Source organism: Sulfitobacter indolifex (genome assembly GCF_022788655.1).
GTDB classification, from domain to species: Bacteria; Pseudomonadota; Alphaproteobacteria; order Rhodobacterales; family Rhodobacteraceae; genus Sulfitobacter; species Sulfitobacter indolifex.
Map to the genome: position 1 here is coordinate 135,672 of NZ_CP084951.1, position 15,622 is coordinate 151,293.

Annotated in this window: 14 protein-coding genes; 9 read left to right on the forward strand and 5 right to left on the reverse strand. The window is 62.0% G+C overall.

Annotation, left to right across the window (positions count from 1 at the left end; translation table 11 throughout):
- Window positions 1–60: 60 nt before the first annotated feature.
- Window positions 61–591 carry an isopentenyl-diphosphate Delta-isomerase gene (idi, locus tag DSM14862_RS00635; RefSeq protein ID WP_007118461.1) on the forward strand — a complete coding sequence of 177 codons (531 nt, stop codon included), beginning with the start codon at window positions 61–63 and terminating at the stop codon, window positions 589–591.
- A gap of 18 nt (window positions 592–609) precedes the next feature.
- On the forward strand, window positions 610–1,491 hold the full coding sequence (hemF, locus tag DSM14862_RS00640) for an oxygen-dependent coproporphyrinogen oxidase (protein WP_007118462.1): 882 nt from the start codon (window positions 610–612) through the stop codon (window positions 1,489–1,491).
- A 284-nt stretch (window positions 1,492–1,775) separates the two neighbouring features.
- On the opposite strand, the gene hemE is transcribed toward hemF, so the two are convergent.
- Window positions 1,776–2,816 carry a uroporphyrinogen decarboxylase gene (gene hemE / locus DSM14862_RS00645; protein WP_007118463.1) on the reverse strand — a complete coding sequence of 347 codons (1,041 nt, stop codon included), beginning with the start codon at window positions 2,814–2,816 and terminating at the stop codon, window positions 1,776–1,778.
- Window positions 2,817–2,900: 84 nt separating this feature from the next.
- On the opposite strand from hemE, the gene hemC reads away from it, so the two are divergent.
- The 6 genes from hemC (at window position 2,901) to maiA (ending at window position 10,060) form a co-directional block, all read left to right on the forward strand.
- Window positions 2,901–3,848 (forward strand): hydroxymethylbilane synthase, encoded by a 948-nt coding sequence (hemC, locus tag DSM14862_RS00650; RefSeq protein ID WP_007118464.1) that lies wholly within the window; start codon window positions 2,901–2,903, stop codon window positions 3,846–3,848.
- A complete protein-coding gene (locus DSM14862_RS00655; RefSeq protein WP_007118465.1) occupies window positions 3,845–4,774 on the forward strand; it encodes a LysR family transcriptional regulator in 930 nt (309 codons plus the stop codon). Before hemC ends, DSM14862_RS00655 begins: the two co-directional genes overlap by 4 nt.
- Window positions 4,775–4,835: 61 nt before the next feature.
- Window positions 4,836–6,914 (forward strand): hydantoinase/oxoprolinase family protein, encoded by a 2,079-nt coding sequence (locus tag DSM14862_RS00660; protein WP_007118466.1) that lies wholly within the window; start codon window positions 4,836–4,838, stop codon window positions 6,912–6,914.
- Window positions 6,915–6,918: 4 nt separating this feature from the next.
- Window positions 6,919–8,628, forward strand: coding sequence for a hydantoinase B/oxoprolinase family protein (locus DSM14862_RS00665; protein WP_007118467.1), 1,710 nt, complete (start codon window positions 6,919–6,921; stop codon window positions 8,626–8,628).
- Between the two features lie 98 nt (window positions 8,629–8,726).
- Window positions 8,727–9,416, forward strand: coding sequence for a fumarylacetoacetate hydrolase family protein (locus DSM14862_RS00670; RefSeq protein WP_007118468.1), 690 nt, complete (start codon window positions 8,727–8,729; stop codon window positions 9,414–9,416).
- On the forward strand, window positions 9,413–10,060 hold the full coding sequence (gene maiA, locus DSM14862_RS00675) for a maleylacetoacetate isomerase (RefSeq protein ID WP_007118469.1): 648 nt from the start codon (window positions 9,413–9,415) through the stop codon (window positions 10,058–10,060). The genes DSM14862_RS00670 and maiA overlap by 4 nt, the downstream gene beginning before the upstream one ends.
- A 3-nt stretch (window positions 10,061–10,063) precedes the next feature.
- Here the strand turns inward: maiA and DSM14862_RS00680 are convergent, their stop codons facing one another.
- The 4 genes from DSM14862_RS00680 to gabT form a co-directional block, all read right to left on the reverse strand.
- Window positions 10,064–11,431 carry a tetratricopeptide repeat protein gene (locus tag DSM14862_RS00680; RefSeq protein WP_040700401.1) on the reverse strand — a complete coding sequence of 456 codons (1,368 nt, stop codon included), beginning with the start codon at window positions 11,429–11,431 and terminating at the stop codon, window positions 10,064–10,066.
- Entirely contained in the window at window positions 11,428–12,237 is an 810-nt protein-coding gene (locus DSM14862_RS00685) for an alpha/beta fold hydrolase (protein WP_007118471.1), read from the reverse strand. The genes DSM14862_RS00680 and DSM14862_RS00685 overlap by 4 nt, the downstream gene beginning before the upstream one ends.
- A complete protein-coding gene (locus tag DSM14862_RS00690) occupies window positions 12,230–13,219 on the reverse strand; it encodes a P1 family peptidase (protein ID WP_007118472.1) in 990 nt (329 codons plus the stop codon). Before DSM14862_RS00690 ends, DSM14862_RS00685 begins: the two co-directional genes overlap by 8 nt.
- Before the next feature lie 253 nt (window positions 13,220–13,472).
- A complete protein-coding gene (gabT, locus tag DSM14862_RS00695) occupies window positions 13,473–14,873 on the reverse strand; it encodes a 4-aminobutyrate--2-oxoglutarate transaminase (RefSeq protein WP_007118473.1) in 1,401 nt (466 codons plus the stop codon).
- 182 nt (window positions 14,874–15,055) lie between these two features.
- Between gabT and DSM14862_RS00700 the strand changes: the two genes are divergently transcribed.
- Complete coding sequence (locus tag DSM14862_RS00700; RefSeq protein WP_007118475.1) at window positions 15,056–15,607, forward strand: cupin domain-containing protein; 552 nt, start codon at window positions 15,056–15,058, stop codon at window positions 15,605–15,607.
- Window positions 15,608–15,622 lie beyond the last annotated feature (15 nt).

Genomic DNA, 15,622 nt, shown 5'->3' on the forward strand with positions numbered 1-15,622 from the left:
ACTGCCGGTGAATTTCTGCTGGATCGAGGGTGAGATGAACACAAAGGCGAGCCGCATCTGATGGCGATTATGGTCCCCGCTTGGGTGGATGGCACCCTTCAACCGGTCGAAAAACTTGCCGCGCACGCGCGCGGATTGCGGCATAAGGCGATCTCGGTCTTTGTCATCGCCGAGGGCAAACTGCTGCTGCAGCAACGCGCGCTTGGCAAATATCACACGCCGGGCCTTTGGGCGAACACCTGCTGCACGCATCCGCAATGGGACGAGCCGCCCAACGCCTGCGCCGCGCGGCGGTTGGACGAAGAATTGGGGATCACCGGATTGGACCTTCAGCATCGGGGCCAAGTCGAATACTGCGCCGATGTTGGTGGCGGGCTGATTGAGCATGAGGTGGTTGAGGTCTTTCTTGCCCATGCGGCTTCAGACCTGTCGATCACGGAAAACCGCGATGAGGTGATGGCGACGCGTTGGATCAGTCTGAGCGATCTGCACGCGGACCTTGCCCAAAACCCCGAAGACTTTACGCCTTGGCTGCGGATCTACATGGCCGAGCACGAGGGTCTGATCCTCGGCGACGGGGCGATGGAATAATAGAAAGGCGGGCCAGAGATGACCGACAACATGCAAGACCAAAAGACATGCGCGGCGGACTGGTTCCGCAAGCTTCGCGATGACATCGTTCAGGCGTTCCACGACATCGAAGCACGTCATGTGGGCGAGGAAGAGGCCGGGCGTTTCGTGGTCAGCAACACCACCCGCACCGCGCCCGATGGATCGGACGCAGGCGGCGGTGAGATGTCCGTGATGCGGGGCGGTCGGGTGTTTGAGAAGGTGGGCGTGAATATCTCCACCGTCTACGGCACTTTGGGTGAACGCGCGCAGGTCGCGATGGCCGCGCGCAAGGGCCTGCCGGGCATGGCCGACGATCCGCGTTTTTGGGCATCGGGCATCAGTCTGGTCGCGCATATGCAAAACCCGCATGTGCCTGCCGTTCACATGAACACCCGCATGTTCTGGACCCCCCATGCGTGGTGGTTCGGCGGTGGGGCGGATTTGAACCCATGCATTGAGTATGACGAGGACACCGCCCATTTCCATGCTGAGATGAAGGGTGCCTGTGACCCCCATGGGGCGACACTCTATGACGAGTTAAAGGCCTGGGCTGATGAGTATTTCTACATCCCGCACCGCAAGCGCGCGCGGGGTGTGGGCGGCATCTTTTATGACGATCGCAACAGCGGCGATTGGGCCGCCGATTTCGCGCTGACCCAAGACGTGGGCCGCGCTTTCCTCCCCGCTTATGTACCACTGGTCGACAAGCGGCGCGAGATGGACTGGGACATGGACGACAAGGACGTGCAACTGCGCCACCGTGGGCTCTATGCCGAGTATAACCTCGTTTATGATCGGGGGACGAAGTTCGGGTTGGAAACGGGCCATGACCCTGATGCGGTGCTGATGAGCCTGCCGCCGATGGCGAAATGGGCGTGATCTGAGGTTGGGCAAGAAGCAGGCAGGAGGCGCTGCACAATCGAGAGGCAGCCTTCCGCCCTTTTTTGTTAGAGCGACAAAATAACGGCGAAGGTGCCATCTAGCCCGGAATCAAGCCGCAGGCGCCGGGCCATCGCCTGCCCGCCCGGACGGGTAGGCGATTGAGTGAGGCTGGGTTCGACACTGAGGGCGCACATCATTCTTGAGCGATAAAGTGGCATGAACCAGCGTCGCATCGCCCACCCGCAGGCAGGCGATGGCCCTAATCGCATGGCTTTAGGGTGTTACCCGCGCGTCCCGCGCACCGTATCAATCATCAACTGCACATTCTCCGGATCCGCATCCGGCGTGATTCCATGCCCCAGATTGAAGATATGCGGCCCTTTCGACAGCGCATCGACAATCGCGCGCGTCTCTTGCACCAGCGCATCCCCACCCGTCACCATATGCGACGACTTCAGGTTGCCCTGCACACAGCCATTGGGTTGCACATGTTCGGCCACCCATTCGGCGCTGACGCCATCGTCGATTGCGATGCAGTCCGCTCCAGTCGCCGCATGGAGATTGGCAAACCGCGCTCCGGCACCACGCGGAAACGCAATGATCGGCACATGCGGATGGCGGGCTTTCAGCGCGCTGATGATCTGACGGAGCGGCTCTGTCGAGTACCGATCGAAATCGGTGCCTTGCAGCGACCCGGCCCAGCTATCGAAGAGCTTCACCACCTCGGCACCCGCTTGGATTTGCATGTCGAGGTATTCAATCGTTGCCAGCGTGATCCGCTCCATCAGCGCGTCGAAGACCTCAGGGTTTTCGTCCTTCAACGCATGGGCCGGACCTTGATCCGGCGTGCCTTTGCCCGCGATCATATAGGTCGCCACCGTCCAAGGCGCGCCGGCAAAACCGATGAGCGTGGTCTCTTCGGGCAGTTCGCGCGACAGAATGCGCACGGTCTCGTAGATCGGGGCAAGGTGGTCGTGGATGGCGTCGGCTGGTTTCAGCGCTTCCATCTCGGCCTTGGTGGTGATCGTCGACAACCGCGGCCCTTCGCCAGTGACGAACCACAGGTCGGCACCAAGCGCTTGGGGCACCAGCAGGATGTCGGCGAACAGGATCGACCCATCAAACCCATAGCGCCGGATTGGCTGCAATGTGACTTCGGCGGCCAGTTCGGGGTTGTAGCAGAGCGACAGGAAATCCCCAGCCTTGGCCCGCGTCGCGCGGTACTCTGGCAGGTAGCGGCCAGCTTGGCGCATCATCCAGATCGGCGGGGTCGGCAGGGTTTCGCCCGCAAGGGCGCGCAGGATGGTCTTATTCTTGGTCATTTTGGCGCTCCTAAATATGGCAAAGCCGTTGTGAAGCGAGGTACAGCAGTTGTCAGTTCATGTCGACGGGGGTAGGGATGCGGCATGACGTATCAGCTCCCCACCCCGGCCCGGCCCCTCAACATCGGCACACGTGGATCGCTTCTGGCGCTTGCGCAGGCAAATGAGGTGCGCGACCGGCTCGCCGCCGCCTTTGACCTGCCGTTTGAGGCGTTCACCATTGTCGTGATCAAGACCACGGGCGACAAGATTATCGACCGCCCGCTGAAAGAGATCGGCGGCAAGGGGCTGTTCACCCGCGAGATTGAGGCCGCGCTGCTCGACGGCTCAATCGACATCGCGGTGCATTCGATGAAGGATATGCCAACGCTGCAACCCGGTGGTCTGGTGATCGACACTTATCTTCCGCGCGAAGACATGCGGGATGCGTTTATCTCACCGCATCTCAAATCCATCGCTGACCTGCCCGAGGGCGCGGTTGTAGGCACCTCCAGCCTGCGCCGCCGTGCGCAGGTCAAACTGCGGCGGCCCGATCTGGAAGTCGTTGAATTTCGCGGCAACCTGCAGACCCGGCTGAAAAAGCTGGAGGACGGTGTGGCCGAGGCGACATTCCTCGCCATGGCTGGGCTGAATCGTCTGAAAATGGACGAGGTGCCCAAGGCCGCCGTGCATACGGACGATATGCTGCCCGCGATTGCACAGGGCGCGATTGGGATCGAGCGCCGCATGGATGATACCCGCGCCGCCGACATGCTAGCCGCCATCCATGACCGCGCGACCGGCGAACAACTGGCCGCCGAGCGCGCTTTCCTCGCCACCTTGGACGGCTCCTGCGAGACACCCATCGCCGGGCTGGCCGAACTCAACGGCACCAACATGCGGCTGCGCGGCCAAGTGCTGCGGCCTGACGGATCAGACGCCATCGGCGATGATGTCACCTGCACCATCTCCGACGGGGCCGAAGCGGGCCGCGAGATGGCCCGCAAGCTGCTGGCCGAGGCCGGTCCGGGTTTCTTTGACTGGCGCGAATGATCGGCAATCTCTTCACGCTGAAACAGCTTGAAGCGCTGATCTGGGTCGCCGACCTTGGCAGTTTTCGCCGCGCCGCCGCGCATCTCAATACCACGCAGCCCAATATCTCGGCCCGGATTTCGGGGCTGGAGACAACGCTGGGCGTCACCCTGATGCAGCGCGATGCCGGGTCAATTCGTCTAACCGAAAAAGGCACCGCCCTGCTTGCCCAGGCGCGGCAGGTCTTGCGGGAAGCCGAAGGGCTGGTCATGATCGCAGAACGGCCCGACCTGATCGACGACAGCATCCGCCTCGGCGTGACCGAGGTCGTCGCCAGCACCTGGTTGCGCCCTTTTCTGCGTGCATTGGCCGAGGCCTATCCCAATCTCACGGTCGAACTCACGGTCGATCTGTCCCGCGATTTGGATCAGGAACTTGCCGCCAATGCGCTTGATTTGACCCTGCAAACCGCACCCTTCTCTACCCCTGCCAGCGGGCAATTGGACTTGGCAACCTATGACTACGTCTGGGTCGCGGCCCCGGAACTGGCCGCGCAAATCGGTCCGTCGCCTGACCTCGCTGCGTTGGTGCGCCATCCGGTGCTTGGTCACGCCCGCCACACGCAAGCGCATCTTGATCTCATCCGCTACTTCGATGGGACCACAGCGCCGAAAGCCCGGCTTGTGCCGTCAAGCAGCCTGTCGGCAGCGATGAACATGGTGCTGGACGGGATGGGCGTTGCGGTGATGCCGCGGGTGATGGTGGCCGGGGCACTGGCCGAGGGCACGTTAAAAATCCTCTCCGCGGCATGGCACCCGCAGCCTTTGCAGGTCGCAGCGCGCTTCCACGCCGAGCGCACCCCCGGCCATGTCACCCGCGCTGCCGAACTGGCGCGAAACTGCGCCATGTCCTTCGCTCAGGATCATAAAAACCTTTCACTCCCATAGATTATAATAATTTGCACCGATGCTGTTCCCGCTCCTATTCTGCGCCAAACAGGAGAGAGACATGGCAGCATCGACCATCCGACTCGGCGTAGACATCGGCGGCACCTTTACCGACGTGGTGTTAGAAAAGGGCGGCGAGAGTTTCTCGACCAAGGTACTCACCACCTATGCCGCACCTGAGAATGCGATCATCGACGGGATGCATCAGGTCTGCGGCAAGGCGGGCGTGACCCCTGCCGATCTGACCCAGATCATCCACGGCACCACGCTGGCCACCAATGCGCTGATCGAACGGCGCGGGGCCAAGACAGCGCTGATCACGACCAAAGGTTTCCGCGACGTGATCGAGATGCGAACCGAGAGCCGGTTTGAGCAATATGACCTAAACCTCACTCTTCCCGAGCCGCTGTTGCCGCGCCAGATGCGCTATACGGTGAACGAGCGTGTCGATGCCACCGGTGCGGTGCTGATCCCGCTGGACCGTGCCGAGGTCGAAGCGCTGGCGGACCGCATCGCCGAGGGCGGTTATACCAGCGTCGCCGTTGGGCTGATCCATTCCTATCTCAACGATGCGCATGAGCGGATGATCCGCCACGTACTGGCCGAACGGCTGCCCGAGGTCATGGTCTCGATATCCGCCGAAGTTTCACCGCAAATGCGCGAGTATGAGCGGTTCAATACCGTTGTCGCGAACGCCTATATCAAGCCGCTGATGAAGTCCTACCTCGGGCGGCTCGAAGGGCGGCTGCAGGACGAAGGCGTGGGCTGCAACATCTTCCTGATGCACTCCGGTGGCGGGATCATTTCGATTGAGAGTGCGGCGGAATTCCCTGTACGGCTGGTGGAATCCGGCCCCGCAGGCGGCGCGGTTTTCGCCGCGAACATCGCCGCGCGTTACGGGCTGGATAAGGTGCTCAGCTTTGACATGGGCGGCACGACGGCCAAGATTTGCTTGATCAAAAACCAGATGCCCAAGACCAGCCGGGTGTTCGAGGTCGCGCGGACCTATCGGTTCAAGAAAGGCTCCGGCATGCCGATTTCGATCCCCGTGATCGACATGGTAGAGATTGGCGCAGGCGGTGGGTCTTTGGCGCATGTAGACGCCATGCGGCAAATCCGTGTTGGCCCGGAAAGTGCGGGGTCTGAACCCGGCCCAGCCTGCTACGGGCGGGGCGGTGAGAAGCCTGCCGTGACCGACGCTGATCTGGTGCTGGGCAAGCTCGACCCTGACAATTTCGCGGGCGGGTCGATCAGGCTCGACACGGCAGGCTCCGAAGCAGCGCTGCAAAATGTCATCGGCAAGGAGTTGGACATGGACGCGACCACTGCTGCCTTTGGTTTGGCCGAGGTGGTGGACGAAAACATGGCCAACGCCGCGCGGGTTCACGCGGTGGAGAACGGCGAAGACTTAAGCGAATACACGATGATCGCCTTTGGCGGTGCGGCCCCGCTGCACGCCGGGCGGCTGTGTGAGAAGCTCGGGGTGGAGCGCCTGCTGGTGCCGCCGGGGGCTGGGGTCGGCTCTGCTATCGGCTTCTTGCGTGCGCCCTTTAGCTTCGAGGCCAACCGTTCGGTCTACATGAAACTGTCGGATTTCGACGCGCCGCGCATCAAGACGCTTCTGTCGGAGTTGCAGGAAGAGGCGACCAGCTTTGTCCGCAACTGCGATGCCAAGGCCGAGATCCTGTCGGAGTTCAAAGTTTACATGCGCTACAGTGGACAGGGCTGGGAGATCCCAATCATCCTAAGCGAAGAGGACGCGATGAGCCCCGATGCCGCCCGGTTCGAGGCATTGTTTGAAGCGGATTACGGCAAGCTCTTTGGCCGTACAGTAGAGGGGTTGGACATTGAGATCACGGTTTGGGCCGTCAATGCCACTACCCCACCCGAAACGGTTGCCCGGACCCCGCAACAGTCGCCCGGCGATGCGGCGGATGTGGCTCTAACACGGCGGATGTTTGACCCGGCGCTCGCCGAATACTGCGACGCCGCCGTTGTGCTGCGCGGGCAGATGGCCCCCGGCCAGACCACCCAAGGCCCAGCTGCAATCACCGAGGATGAGACCACCATCATCATCCCCGCCTCGCGCCAAGCCATTTGTCAGCCGGACGGCTGCATCGACATCACCGTGAAAGGGTAACCCCATGGCACAGACACATTCAAACGTCGCCTATCAAGTCATGTGGAACCGGCTGATCTCGGTCGTTGAGGAACAGGCGCAGGCACTGGTGCGCACGGCGTTTTCGACCTCGGTGCGCGAGGCCGGTGACCTGTCCGCTGGGGTTTATGACACCGAAGGTCGGATGTTGGCGCAGGCCGTTACCGGTACGCCGGGTCATGTCAACGCCATGGCCGATGCCGTGGCGCATTTCATCCGCCGTATCGGGCGGCAGAACATACTTGAGGGCGATGTTTATATCACCAATGACCCGTGGGAGGGCACCGGTCACCTGCATGACATCACCATGGTCACGCCGTCGTTCCACCGTGGCAAACTGGTCGGCTTCTTTGCCTGCACTGCGCATATCGTCGACATCGGCGGGCGCGGTTTTGGCGCGGATGCGGCGAGTGTTTACGAAGAAGGGCTGTACCTGCCGATCATGAAGTTTGCAGACGCGGGAACGGTTGATGAAACCCTCGTGCGCATCATCCGCGGCAACGTGCGCGAACCGGATCAATTGATTGGCGACATCTATGCCCTGACGACGTGTAACGAGATTGGGCATCGCCGACTGGTCGATATGATGGAGGAATTCACGCTCGATGATCTCACGGGGATCGCCAGCTTCATCCTCGACAACTCTCGCCGTGCCACCTTGGAGCGGATCAACGCGCTGCCGCGTCAGCAGGCCAGTGGCGAGATGACGATTGACGGGTTCGACACGCCGATCACGCTTAAGGTCACCGTCAGCATTGAAGAGGATCGTATCTTATCGGATTTTGCCGGCACGTCGGGTCTTGATAAGAAGGGTATTAACTGCCCGCTGGTCTATACCAAAGCTTACGCCTGCTACGCGTTGAAATGTGCCATCGCGCCGGAGATACCCAACAACGCAGCCTCGCTCGCACCCTTCCAGATCACCGCGCCTGAAAACAGCATTGTACATGCGCTGCACCCCGCGCCAGTCGCGCTGCGCCATATTGTCGGACATTTCGTGCCAGATACGGTCTATGCGGCGCTGGATCAAATCCTACCCAACATGGTGCCCGCCGAAGGCGCGGGCTGCCTGTGCAACTTCCAAGTCAGCCTGCGCCCTCGCACTGATGCCGAAGCGCCAGCAGGCGCACGCCGAGCAGAGGTGCTGACATTCAACTCCGGCGGTTCTGGCGCGCGGCCTCAGCACGATGGGTTGAATGCCACGGCCTTCCCTTCGGGTGTGATGACCATGCCGGTTGAAGCGACGGAACATGCCGGCCCGGTGGTGATCTGGCGCAAGGAATTGCGCCCCGACAGTGGTGGCGCAGGGCGCCAGCGTGGCGGGCTGGGGCAATATATGGAGGTCAGCGCGCGCGAGGGGCATGAGTTTGACATGCAGGCGATGTTTGACCGCGTCGATCACCCGGCGCGCGGACGGCAAGGGGGCAAGCCCGGCGCGCCTACAACCATTGCCCAAGATGACGGCACCGCGATGCGTGGCAAGGGCAAACAGTTCGTGCCGCATGGCCGCAAGGTGATGATGGCCTTCCCCGGTGGTGCGGGCTACGGCGATGCGTCTGAGCGGCCCAAAGAATTGGTCAAACGCGACCTGCTGCGCGGCTATATCTCTGCCGAGGTCGCCGCCGCAGACTATGGGCTGAGCGCCGAAGACATCAAAGAGATCCAAGAGGTGATCCGCACCGGGGGCGATGTGTGAAAGACTTGCGCCCCAAGGCGTTATAACCGCGCAGGGGTCATTGACTGTTACAAAGCGTGGGTGTTCCTTGGCGGCAACATGCCAAGAGGAAACCAGTGATGTATGTGATTGACCCCCCCAAGCAGAGCAGCCTTGCCGTGCAGGGTAGCGAAGACCGTTTTCCGGTGCGCCGTGTTTTCTGCGTGGGCCGTAACTACGAGGCACATGTGCTTGAGATGGGCAACGACATGCGCGACCCGCCGTTCTTTTTCACCAAACCTGCTGATGCCACGCTCGATACGCCCTGCACCGTACCCTATCCGCCGCTGACAGAGGATTTCCACTTTGAAATCGAGCTTGTCATCGCAATTGGCAAAGGCGGCGCAAACATCGAAGAAGCGGATGTGATGGATCACATCTGGGGGGCGTCGGCAGGGATCGATTTCACACGCCGTGATCTTCAGGCCCAAGCCAAGAAAATGGGCCGCCCGTGGGATTGGGCCAAGGCGTTTGACAATTCCGCCCCCATCGCGCCGCTTTTGCCCATCGCCGATGTGGCGTCGGTTGAGACAGGGCGCATTTGGCTCGCCGTGAACGGTGAGTTGAAACAAGAGGCTGATCTGGCGCAGATGATCTGGTCGGTACGCGAGCATACCGCGACCCTGTCACGGGCAGTCACATTGGCACCGGGCGATATCATCATGACTGGCACGCCAGCCGGGGTTGGCGCCGTGGTGCCGGGTGATGTGCTTACCGGCGGTGTTGATGGCATTGCTGAGTTTGAGGTCACCGTCGGCCCGCGCGCTTGAGCGATCTGGCCCTGCATAATTACTTCCGCTCCTCGACCTCGGTCCGGGTGCGGGCGGCGCTGAACCTTAAGGGGTTGCGCTATGATTATGTGGGGATTTCCCTGCTGGCCGGGGAACAGCATCAGGCCGAACATCTGGCGCTGAACCCTTCGGGGGCGGTGCCGACATTGGTGACGGGGCAGGGGCCGCTGTCGCAATCTTTGGCGATCCTTGAATGGCTTGATGAGGAACACCCCGAACCGCCACTATTGCCTGCCGACGCGTGGGGCCGGGCGCGAGTGCGCTCGCTGGCCTATATCGGGGCGCAGGACGTGCACCCAGTGAACAATCTGCGGGTGTTGCAGCACCTAGAGGCCGAGTTTGGCGCTGATGTCTTCGGCAAGGCTGCGTGGTTTGCCCATTGGGCCAGCGCGGGCATGGCGGCGCTTGAGACGCGGTTGGCGCAGGAACCTGAGACGGGCGACTTTTGCCACGGCGATTGCGTCGGTCTGGCTGATCTCTGCCTCTATGCGCAGGTGCTAAACAATGCCCGTTTTGGGGTCGATATGACCCCTTACCCGATCATTCAGCGCATATATGCTAATTGCATGGACATACCGGCATTAGAGCGCGCCGCGCCTGTCAATCAGCCCGATGCGTTCTAGCGCTCAGGTGCTGGCCAGCGTCCGCTCGGCCCGGGCACGCGCTTGGGCCGCAAGGTCGGGCAGGCCGGTCTGCTCATAGACCTCGCTCAGCATCAGGTTCAGCGGCACCCCATCGGGGTCATAGGTCCGGCGCATCTCCAACACCTGCTGCGCGGCAGAGGCACGGCCATCGCGCACCAAAGCGTCGAGGTGGATTTGCTCGAACAGATCGCGCTGCGCGTGGCTGCCGCCGCATTCTGCCATACGGGGTAGGGCCATGCCCAGTTCACGGATCGCTGTGGCCCAATCCCCCTTGGCATGGGCGGCGATGCCGCGCGCGGCGGGCAGGGCCACCTCGGCCCATGCGGCGTGGTCATAGACCGATGTATCAGCGGCGCGGGTGTCGATTGCCGTGAGCATCTCAGCCGCCTCGGCCCGGTCGGTACGGCAAAGCGCATAGAGGTATTGCAGCGTCAGGAAGGGGCTGACCGTATCCTGCCCTCGCGCGGCGACATGGTTGGCCACATCACCCCAGCGGTCGCCTACGTCGACACCTGCGAACTCCATTCGGGCGAGTAGAGACACCGCGCCGACCTGATCTTGGGAGTAATCCTTTTCCAACCCCCAGATATGCTGGTCATAGGCGGCGCGGACATCATCGTGGCGGCCTTGAGACAGGTAGAACAGCGCCAGATGCCACCAGTTGTGGCTGCGCATGAACGAGTTCAGATCGGTCCACGTCTCGGCCACGCTTTCCATGAAGCGCGCCCCTTCGGCGACGCGGCCTTGCGTTAGCATCACATGGGCCAGCGCGTGATGGGCCCAAGGTTCATCGTGGCGTAATTCCATCGCACGGCGGGCGGCGGCCTCGGCCCGGTCCAGCAGGTGGCACTGCTCATAGCCAAAGGCGATCATGCCGTGGGTATAGGCGATGTCTTCGGCTTCGGGCAGGGATTTCAGCGCCATGCGCAGCATTCCGGCGGCATCGCCTGCGTTGAACAGGTGGTATTGCGCCAGTTTCAGCATCGCCAGATCGCGCGGCCATTGGTCGGTGATGGCGTCGCATGCGGCGACGAGGGCGGGCACATCTCCGTCGATCCAATGGCCCACGGCGCGGATGACCTGCTGTTCGCGGGGGGTTGCATCGGGCGCGGCCTTGGCGCGCGCCAAATAGGGGCGCGCTTTTTCCGGGGCGACGGGGTGTTCAAGAAACATCCACAACAGCGCGGCATAGGCGTTGACCAGTGGGCCTTCTGGGTCGGCATCGGCAGCGGCGATGATGCCTGCGGCTTTGGGTTGGTAGGACAGAAAGCCGTGGATGAAATCGTCGATCGCCTGCTGGGTTTCCGGGCGGCTGGCGGTTGTTTCCAATCCGTATAGGTCTTGTGTCATCTCGGGTCTCCGGCAGTGTCGTGGAATTGGCGCAGATGTTGGGCGACGGCGGGGGCGGCGTCCCAATGGATCGAATGGCCCGCGTCGGGCAGGGTGGTCTGCACCACGTTGGGAACCTGCGCAAAGGCGTCCTCGGCGGCGGCGCGGGGGATTAGCAGGTCTTCGGCACCGTGGAGTACTTGGGTAGGGCAACTCAGATCAGCGGGGCGCACCGTGGGGCGAAACCCGCGCAGCGCTTCCATTTGATGGGCCATAGCATCGGCGCTTTGCGTATGGGGATAGGCCAACGCGGCAGAGAGCGCGACCTCAATATTATCGGGATCAGTGAAGAAGCCGGGGGCGAAGATCCAAGGGTAAAGCGCGCGCAGCCAAAGCTGCTCCCCCTCTGGCGCGCGGCGGACGGCGAGCAGCGCGTCGAACACCGCCATCGTGCGCGGCGCGCGAACCGGGGCCGAGGCGAGGATGCTGAGCGCTAGGATGCGGTCGGGTGCCAAACCGAAAAGTTCCATTGCCATAAGTCCACCCATCGAATGCCCCACAACGTGAAACTGCGCGTGACCTAGATGATCCATCAGTGCCAACGCATCGCGGGCCATCTGCCCGACCGAAGTCTCAGCATGCCAAGGCGTCGTCCGCCCGGTGCTGCGGTTGTCGGGGCGGATGAGGGTGAAATTTGCGGTCAGTAGCGGGGCCAAAGCGCCCCAGCTTGCGCTGTCGCTCAGCATTCCAGCCAACATCAAAAGCGGCGGGCCGCTCCCGTCGATCTCATAATGCAGGGTGATGTCGGGCAGGGCGAGTTCAGGCATTCAAGGTGCTCCAGCAGGGCAAGAGGTCACCCTCGGCGGGGGTGGCGGTGTAGATTGCGCGGGCAATGGCGCGCGACAGGCATAGGGCGGCGGCATGGCCGATCACCGCCACATCGCCCGCAGGGCGCGCGGCGGTCGAGAGCGAAAAGACCAGATCGCCATCATTGGGCATATGCGCAGGCACAACGGCGCGGGCGATGCCGTCATGCGCGGCCACGGCCACGCGCTGGCATTCGGCCTTGGTCAGCGTGGCATCGGTGGCGACGATGGCGATGGTGGTATTGGCACGGGCCGACATGGCGGCCATTTTGCGGCTTTCGAATGTGAGGCCCAGACCGGCTGCTGGATCTGGTCCCAGCCCGCCAAACTCTCCGTCGATCTCAAAGGGGGCGGCGTGGAAATGGCGGTCTCCGGGGGTGGTGACCGCGCCGACCGGGTTGGCCCCGACCAAAGCGCCGACCATGCTGCCATCAGGCAGTTGCAAGCTGGCGGAGCCTAGGCCACCTTTGACCATCGCGCTAAGCGCGCCCGTGCCTGCGCCGACCGAGCCAAGGGCGAAATCCTCTGCCGCCGCGTCTAGCGCCTTGCGGCCCAGATCGGCGTAGGGGTTCCGATCCCAATCCTTGTCGCCGCCGTTGAGCAGATCAAACAAGATCGCGCCGGGCACCAGCGGGATCAGCGCATCGCCCACGCGGAAACCACGACCCCGCGCGCGCAGCGCGTCCACCACGCCCGAGCAAGCATCTAGGCCATAGGCAGAGCCGCCAGAGAGCACCAGCGCGTCCACCGCCGCGACGGTCTTGTCCGGGGCCAGCAGATCAGTCTCGCGCGTGCCGGGGGCGCCGCCCATGACGTGAACGGATGCGGTGAAGGGCGCGTCGCCAATCAAAACGGTGCTGCCGGATTTCAGCCGCGCGTCTTGTGCATTGCCGACCTTGATCCCCGTCACGTCGGTGATCAGGTTGCGGGGGCCGGGTTTCATCGGGGCGGTCATCTACGGGGCAGGCGCTGTGACGCACTATTCACGTGAAACAACTGTGGGCTGATGCTGATAAGCGTAGGTCTTGTTAGGGGCATCGTCACTCCGGCTTTGGTTTCAGGCGGAGTTTGCGCGCTTCCCACGTCGATGCCAAGGCCCGCTGGTGGCAGAGAGCGGGGGGCGCAGCATGCGTCGCAAAAAAAAGGCGCGCAGGTTGCCCCGCGCGCCCGATCTGACCAGCCAAGACAGGCTGATTTTACTTTTGCTCTTCGGCCACAGCGGCGGCGACTGCTTCTTCAAAGATTGTCAGACCTTCGTCCACAATGGCATCCGACGCGGTCAGCGGCACCATGACGCGCACGGCATTGCCGTGCATGCCACAGCTCAAAAGCAGCAGGCCGCGCTTCAGGGCGTGGGCGATGACACGCTTGGTGAAGTCGGCGTCTGGTTTGGCGCTGTCGAAGTCGGTCACGAACTCAACGGCGACCATGGCCCCAAGACCGCGGATGTCCCAGAAACGGTAGGGCGCGGCACGTGCGCCGATTTCGGCAAAGCGGGTCTTGAGCGTTTCGCCCATGGCGGTGGAGCGGGCGAGCAGGCCTTCTTCTTCGATCGCCTCGATTGCGGCGAGCGCTGCGGCACAGGCCACCGGGTTGCCGCCATAAGTGCCGCCCAGACCGCCGGGGATCATCGCATCCATCAGATCGGCGCGGCCAATCACGCCAGCCAAAGGATAACCGCCGGCCATGGATTTCGCCACGGTGATCAGGTCAGGCACCACGCCGGAATGCTCGATAGAGAACCACGTGCCGGTGCGGCCAAAGCCCGCCTGCACTTCGTCAGCGATCAGCAGGATGCCGTGCTGGTCACAGATCGCGCGCAGTTCTTGCATCATTTCGAACGGCACGGGGGTGTAGCCACCTTCGCCAAGCACCGGCTCGATGATGATCGCTGCAACACGCTCGGGCTGCGCATCGGTAAGGAACAAGTTCTTCAACCCAGTCAGCGCGTCCTGCACGGTGATCCCATCACGAACCGAAGGGAACGGCGCGCGGAAGACATCCGCCGGGAAGGGGCCCACGTCTTTTTTGTAGGGGGAGATTTTACCGGTCATGCCCAGCGTCAGCAGGGTACGGCCATGGTAGCCGCCGGTGAAGGCGATGATGCCCGAACGGCCAGTCGCGGCGCGGGCAATTTTCACGGCATTTTCAACAGCCTCAGCACCGGTGGTGACAAGCAGCGTCTTTTTCGGCGCGTCACCGGGGGCCAGTGCGTTCAGCTTCTCTGCCAGCTCAACATAGGGGCCGTAGGGCACAACCTGAAAGCTGGTGTGGGTGTAGTTGTCTTCTTGAGCCTTGGCGGCTTCGATGACCTTTGGATGACGGTGCCCGGTGTTCAACACCCCAATGCCGCCGACGAAGTCGATGTAGCGGTTGCCTTCCACGTCCCACAGTTCGGCATTTTCGGCGTATTTCGCATAGATCGGCGCGGCAGAGGCCACCCCGCGCGGCACGGCAGCATCGCGGCGTGCGACGAGATCAGCGTTGGTCTGACCATTTGACTGCGTGGCTGGGTTTGCTTCGACAACCTTCATTTGCGGTGCTGTCTTGGCCTTGTTGGCGGACTTCCGAGACGATTTTTTGACGGTGCTGGACATGAGGCAGATACCTTATTGCGAAAGTAAGAAGGGCATTGAGATGGGTCGTTTAAAAAATCCATATTCTGTTTAATATAATTGTCAATCGCCATCGCAGCCTCTATCAGATAATTCCCATGACCATCAGTTGACCCATCGCCAAAGCCATGCACAGCACGATGGGGCCCATAAAGGACAAGTCATTGAACGTCGGCGATAAACTTAGAGCGATCCGGAAAAAGCATGGGTTGTCCCAGCGTGAGCTTGCCGCCAAGGCCGGGCTTACCAATGGCACGATATCGCTGATCGAGAAAAACCGCACCAGCCCCTCGGTCGCGTCGCTCAAGAGCCTGTTGGACGCGATTCCCATCAGTATGGCAGAGTTTTTCTCGATTTTAGAGGAGGACGACAGCGCCAAGGTGTTCTACCGCGCGCAAGAGTTGACTGAGATTTCGCCCAGCCATCAGGGGGGCGTTTCTTTGCGCCAGCTGGGCAATGCGGCGCAGCACGCGCTTCAGGTTCTGCATGAGACCTATGAGCCCGGCGCGGATACCGGGCCAGAGTTTCTGCATCATGACGGTGAAGAAGCCGGGGTGGTCGTGCGGGGCAGTATCGAAGTGACAGTTGATGGCGCGATAAGTGTGCTGCAAACCGGGGATGGGTATTTATTCGACAGTCGCCTGCCGCATAGATTTCGTAATGTCGGGGACGAGCTGTGTGAGATCGTTAGCGCCTGCACCCCGCCGAGTTTTTGAAAAAACCCACCTTAC

Excerpts from the sequence above, each read along its gene's own strand:
- DSM14862_RS00665 (WP_007118467.1), top strand. The coding sequence starts at position 6,919 with ATGGCACAGACACATTCAAACGTCGCCTATCAAGTCATGTGGAACCGG.
- gabT (WP_007118473.1), bottom strand. The coding sequence starts at position 14,873 with ATGTCCAGCACCGTCAAAAAATCGTCTCGGAAGTCCGCCAACAAGGCC.
- DSM14862_RS00660 (WP_007118466.1), top strand. The coding sequence starts at position 4,836 with ATGGCAGCATCGACCATCCGACTCGGCGTAGACATCGGCGGCACCTTT.
- DSM14862_RS00655 (WP_007118465.1), top strand. The coding sequence starts at position 3,845 with ATGATCGGCAATCTCTTCACGCTGAAACAGCTTGAAGCGCTGATCTGG.
- DSM14862_RS00670 (WP_007118468.1), top strand. The coding sequence starts at position 8,727 with ATGTATGTGATTGACCCCCCCAAGCAGAGCAGCCTTGCCGTGCAGGGT.
- DSM14862_RS00680 (WP_040700401.1), bottom strand. The coding sequence starts at position 11,431 with ATGACACAAGACCTATACGGATTGGAAACAACCGCCAGCCGCCCGGAA.
- hemE (WP_007118463.1), bottom strand. The coding sequence starts at position 2,816 with ATGACCAAGAATAAGACCATCCTGCGCGCCCTTGCGGGCGAAACCCTG.
- DSM14862_RS00685 (WP_007118471.1), bottom strand. The coding sequence starts at position 12,237 with ATGCCTGAACTCGCCCTGCCCGACATCACCCTGCATTATGAGATCGAC.
- hemC (WP_007118464.1), top strand. The coding sequence starts at position 2,901 with ATGACGTATCAGCTCCCCACCCCGGCCCGGCCCCTCAACATCGGCACA.
- hemF (WP_007118462.1), top strand. The coding sequence starts at position 610 with ATGACCGACAACATGCAAGACCAAAAGACATGCGCGGCGGACTGGTTC.
- idi (WP_007118461.1), top strand. The coding sequence starts at position 61 with ATGGCGATTATGGTCCCCGCTTGGGTGGATGGCACCCTTCAACCGGTC.
- DSM14862_RS00690 (WP_007118472.1), bottom strand. The coding sequence starts at position 13,219 with ATGAAACCCGGCCCCCGCAACCTGATCACCGACGTGACGGGGATCAAG.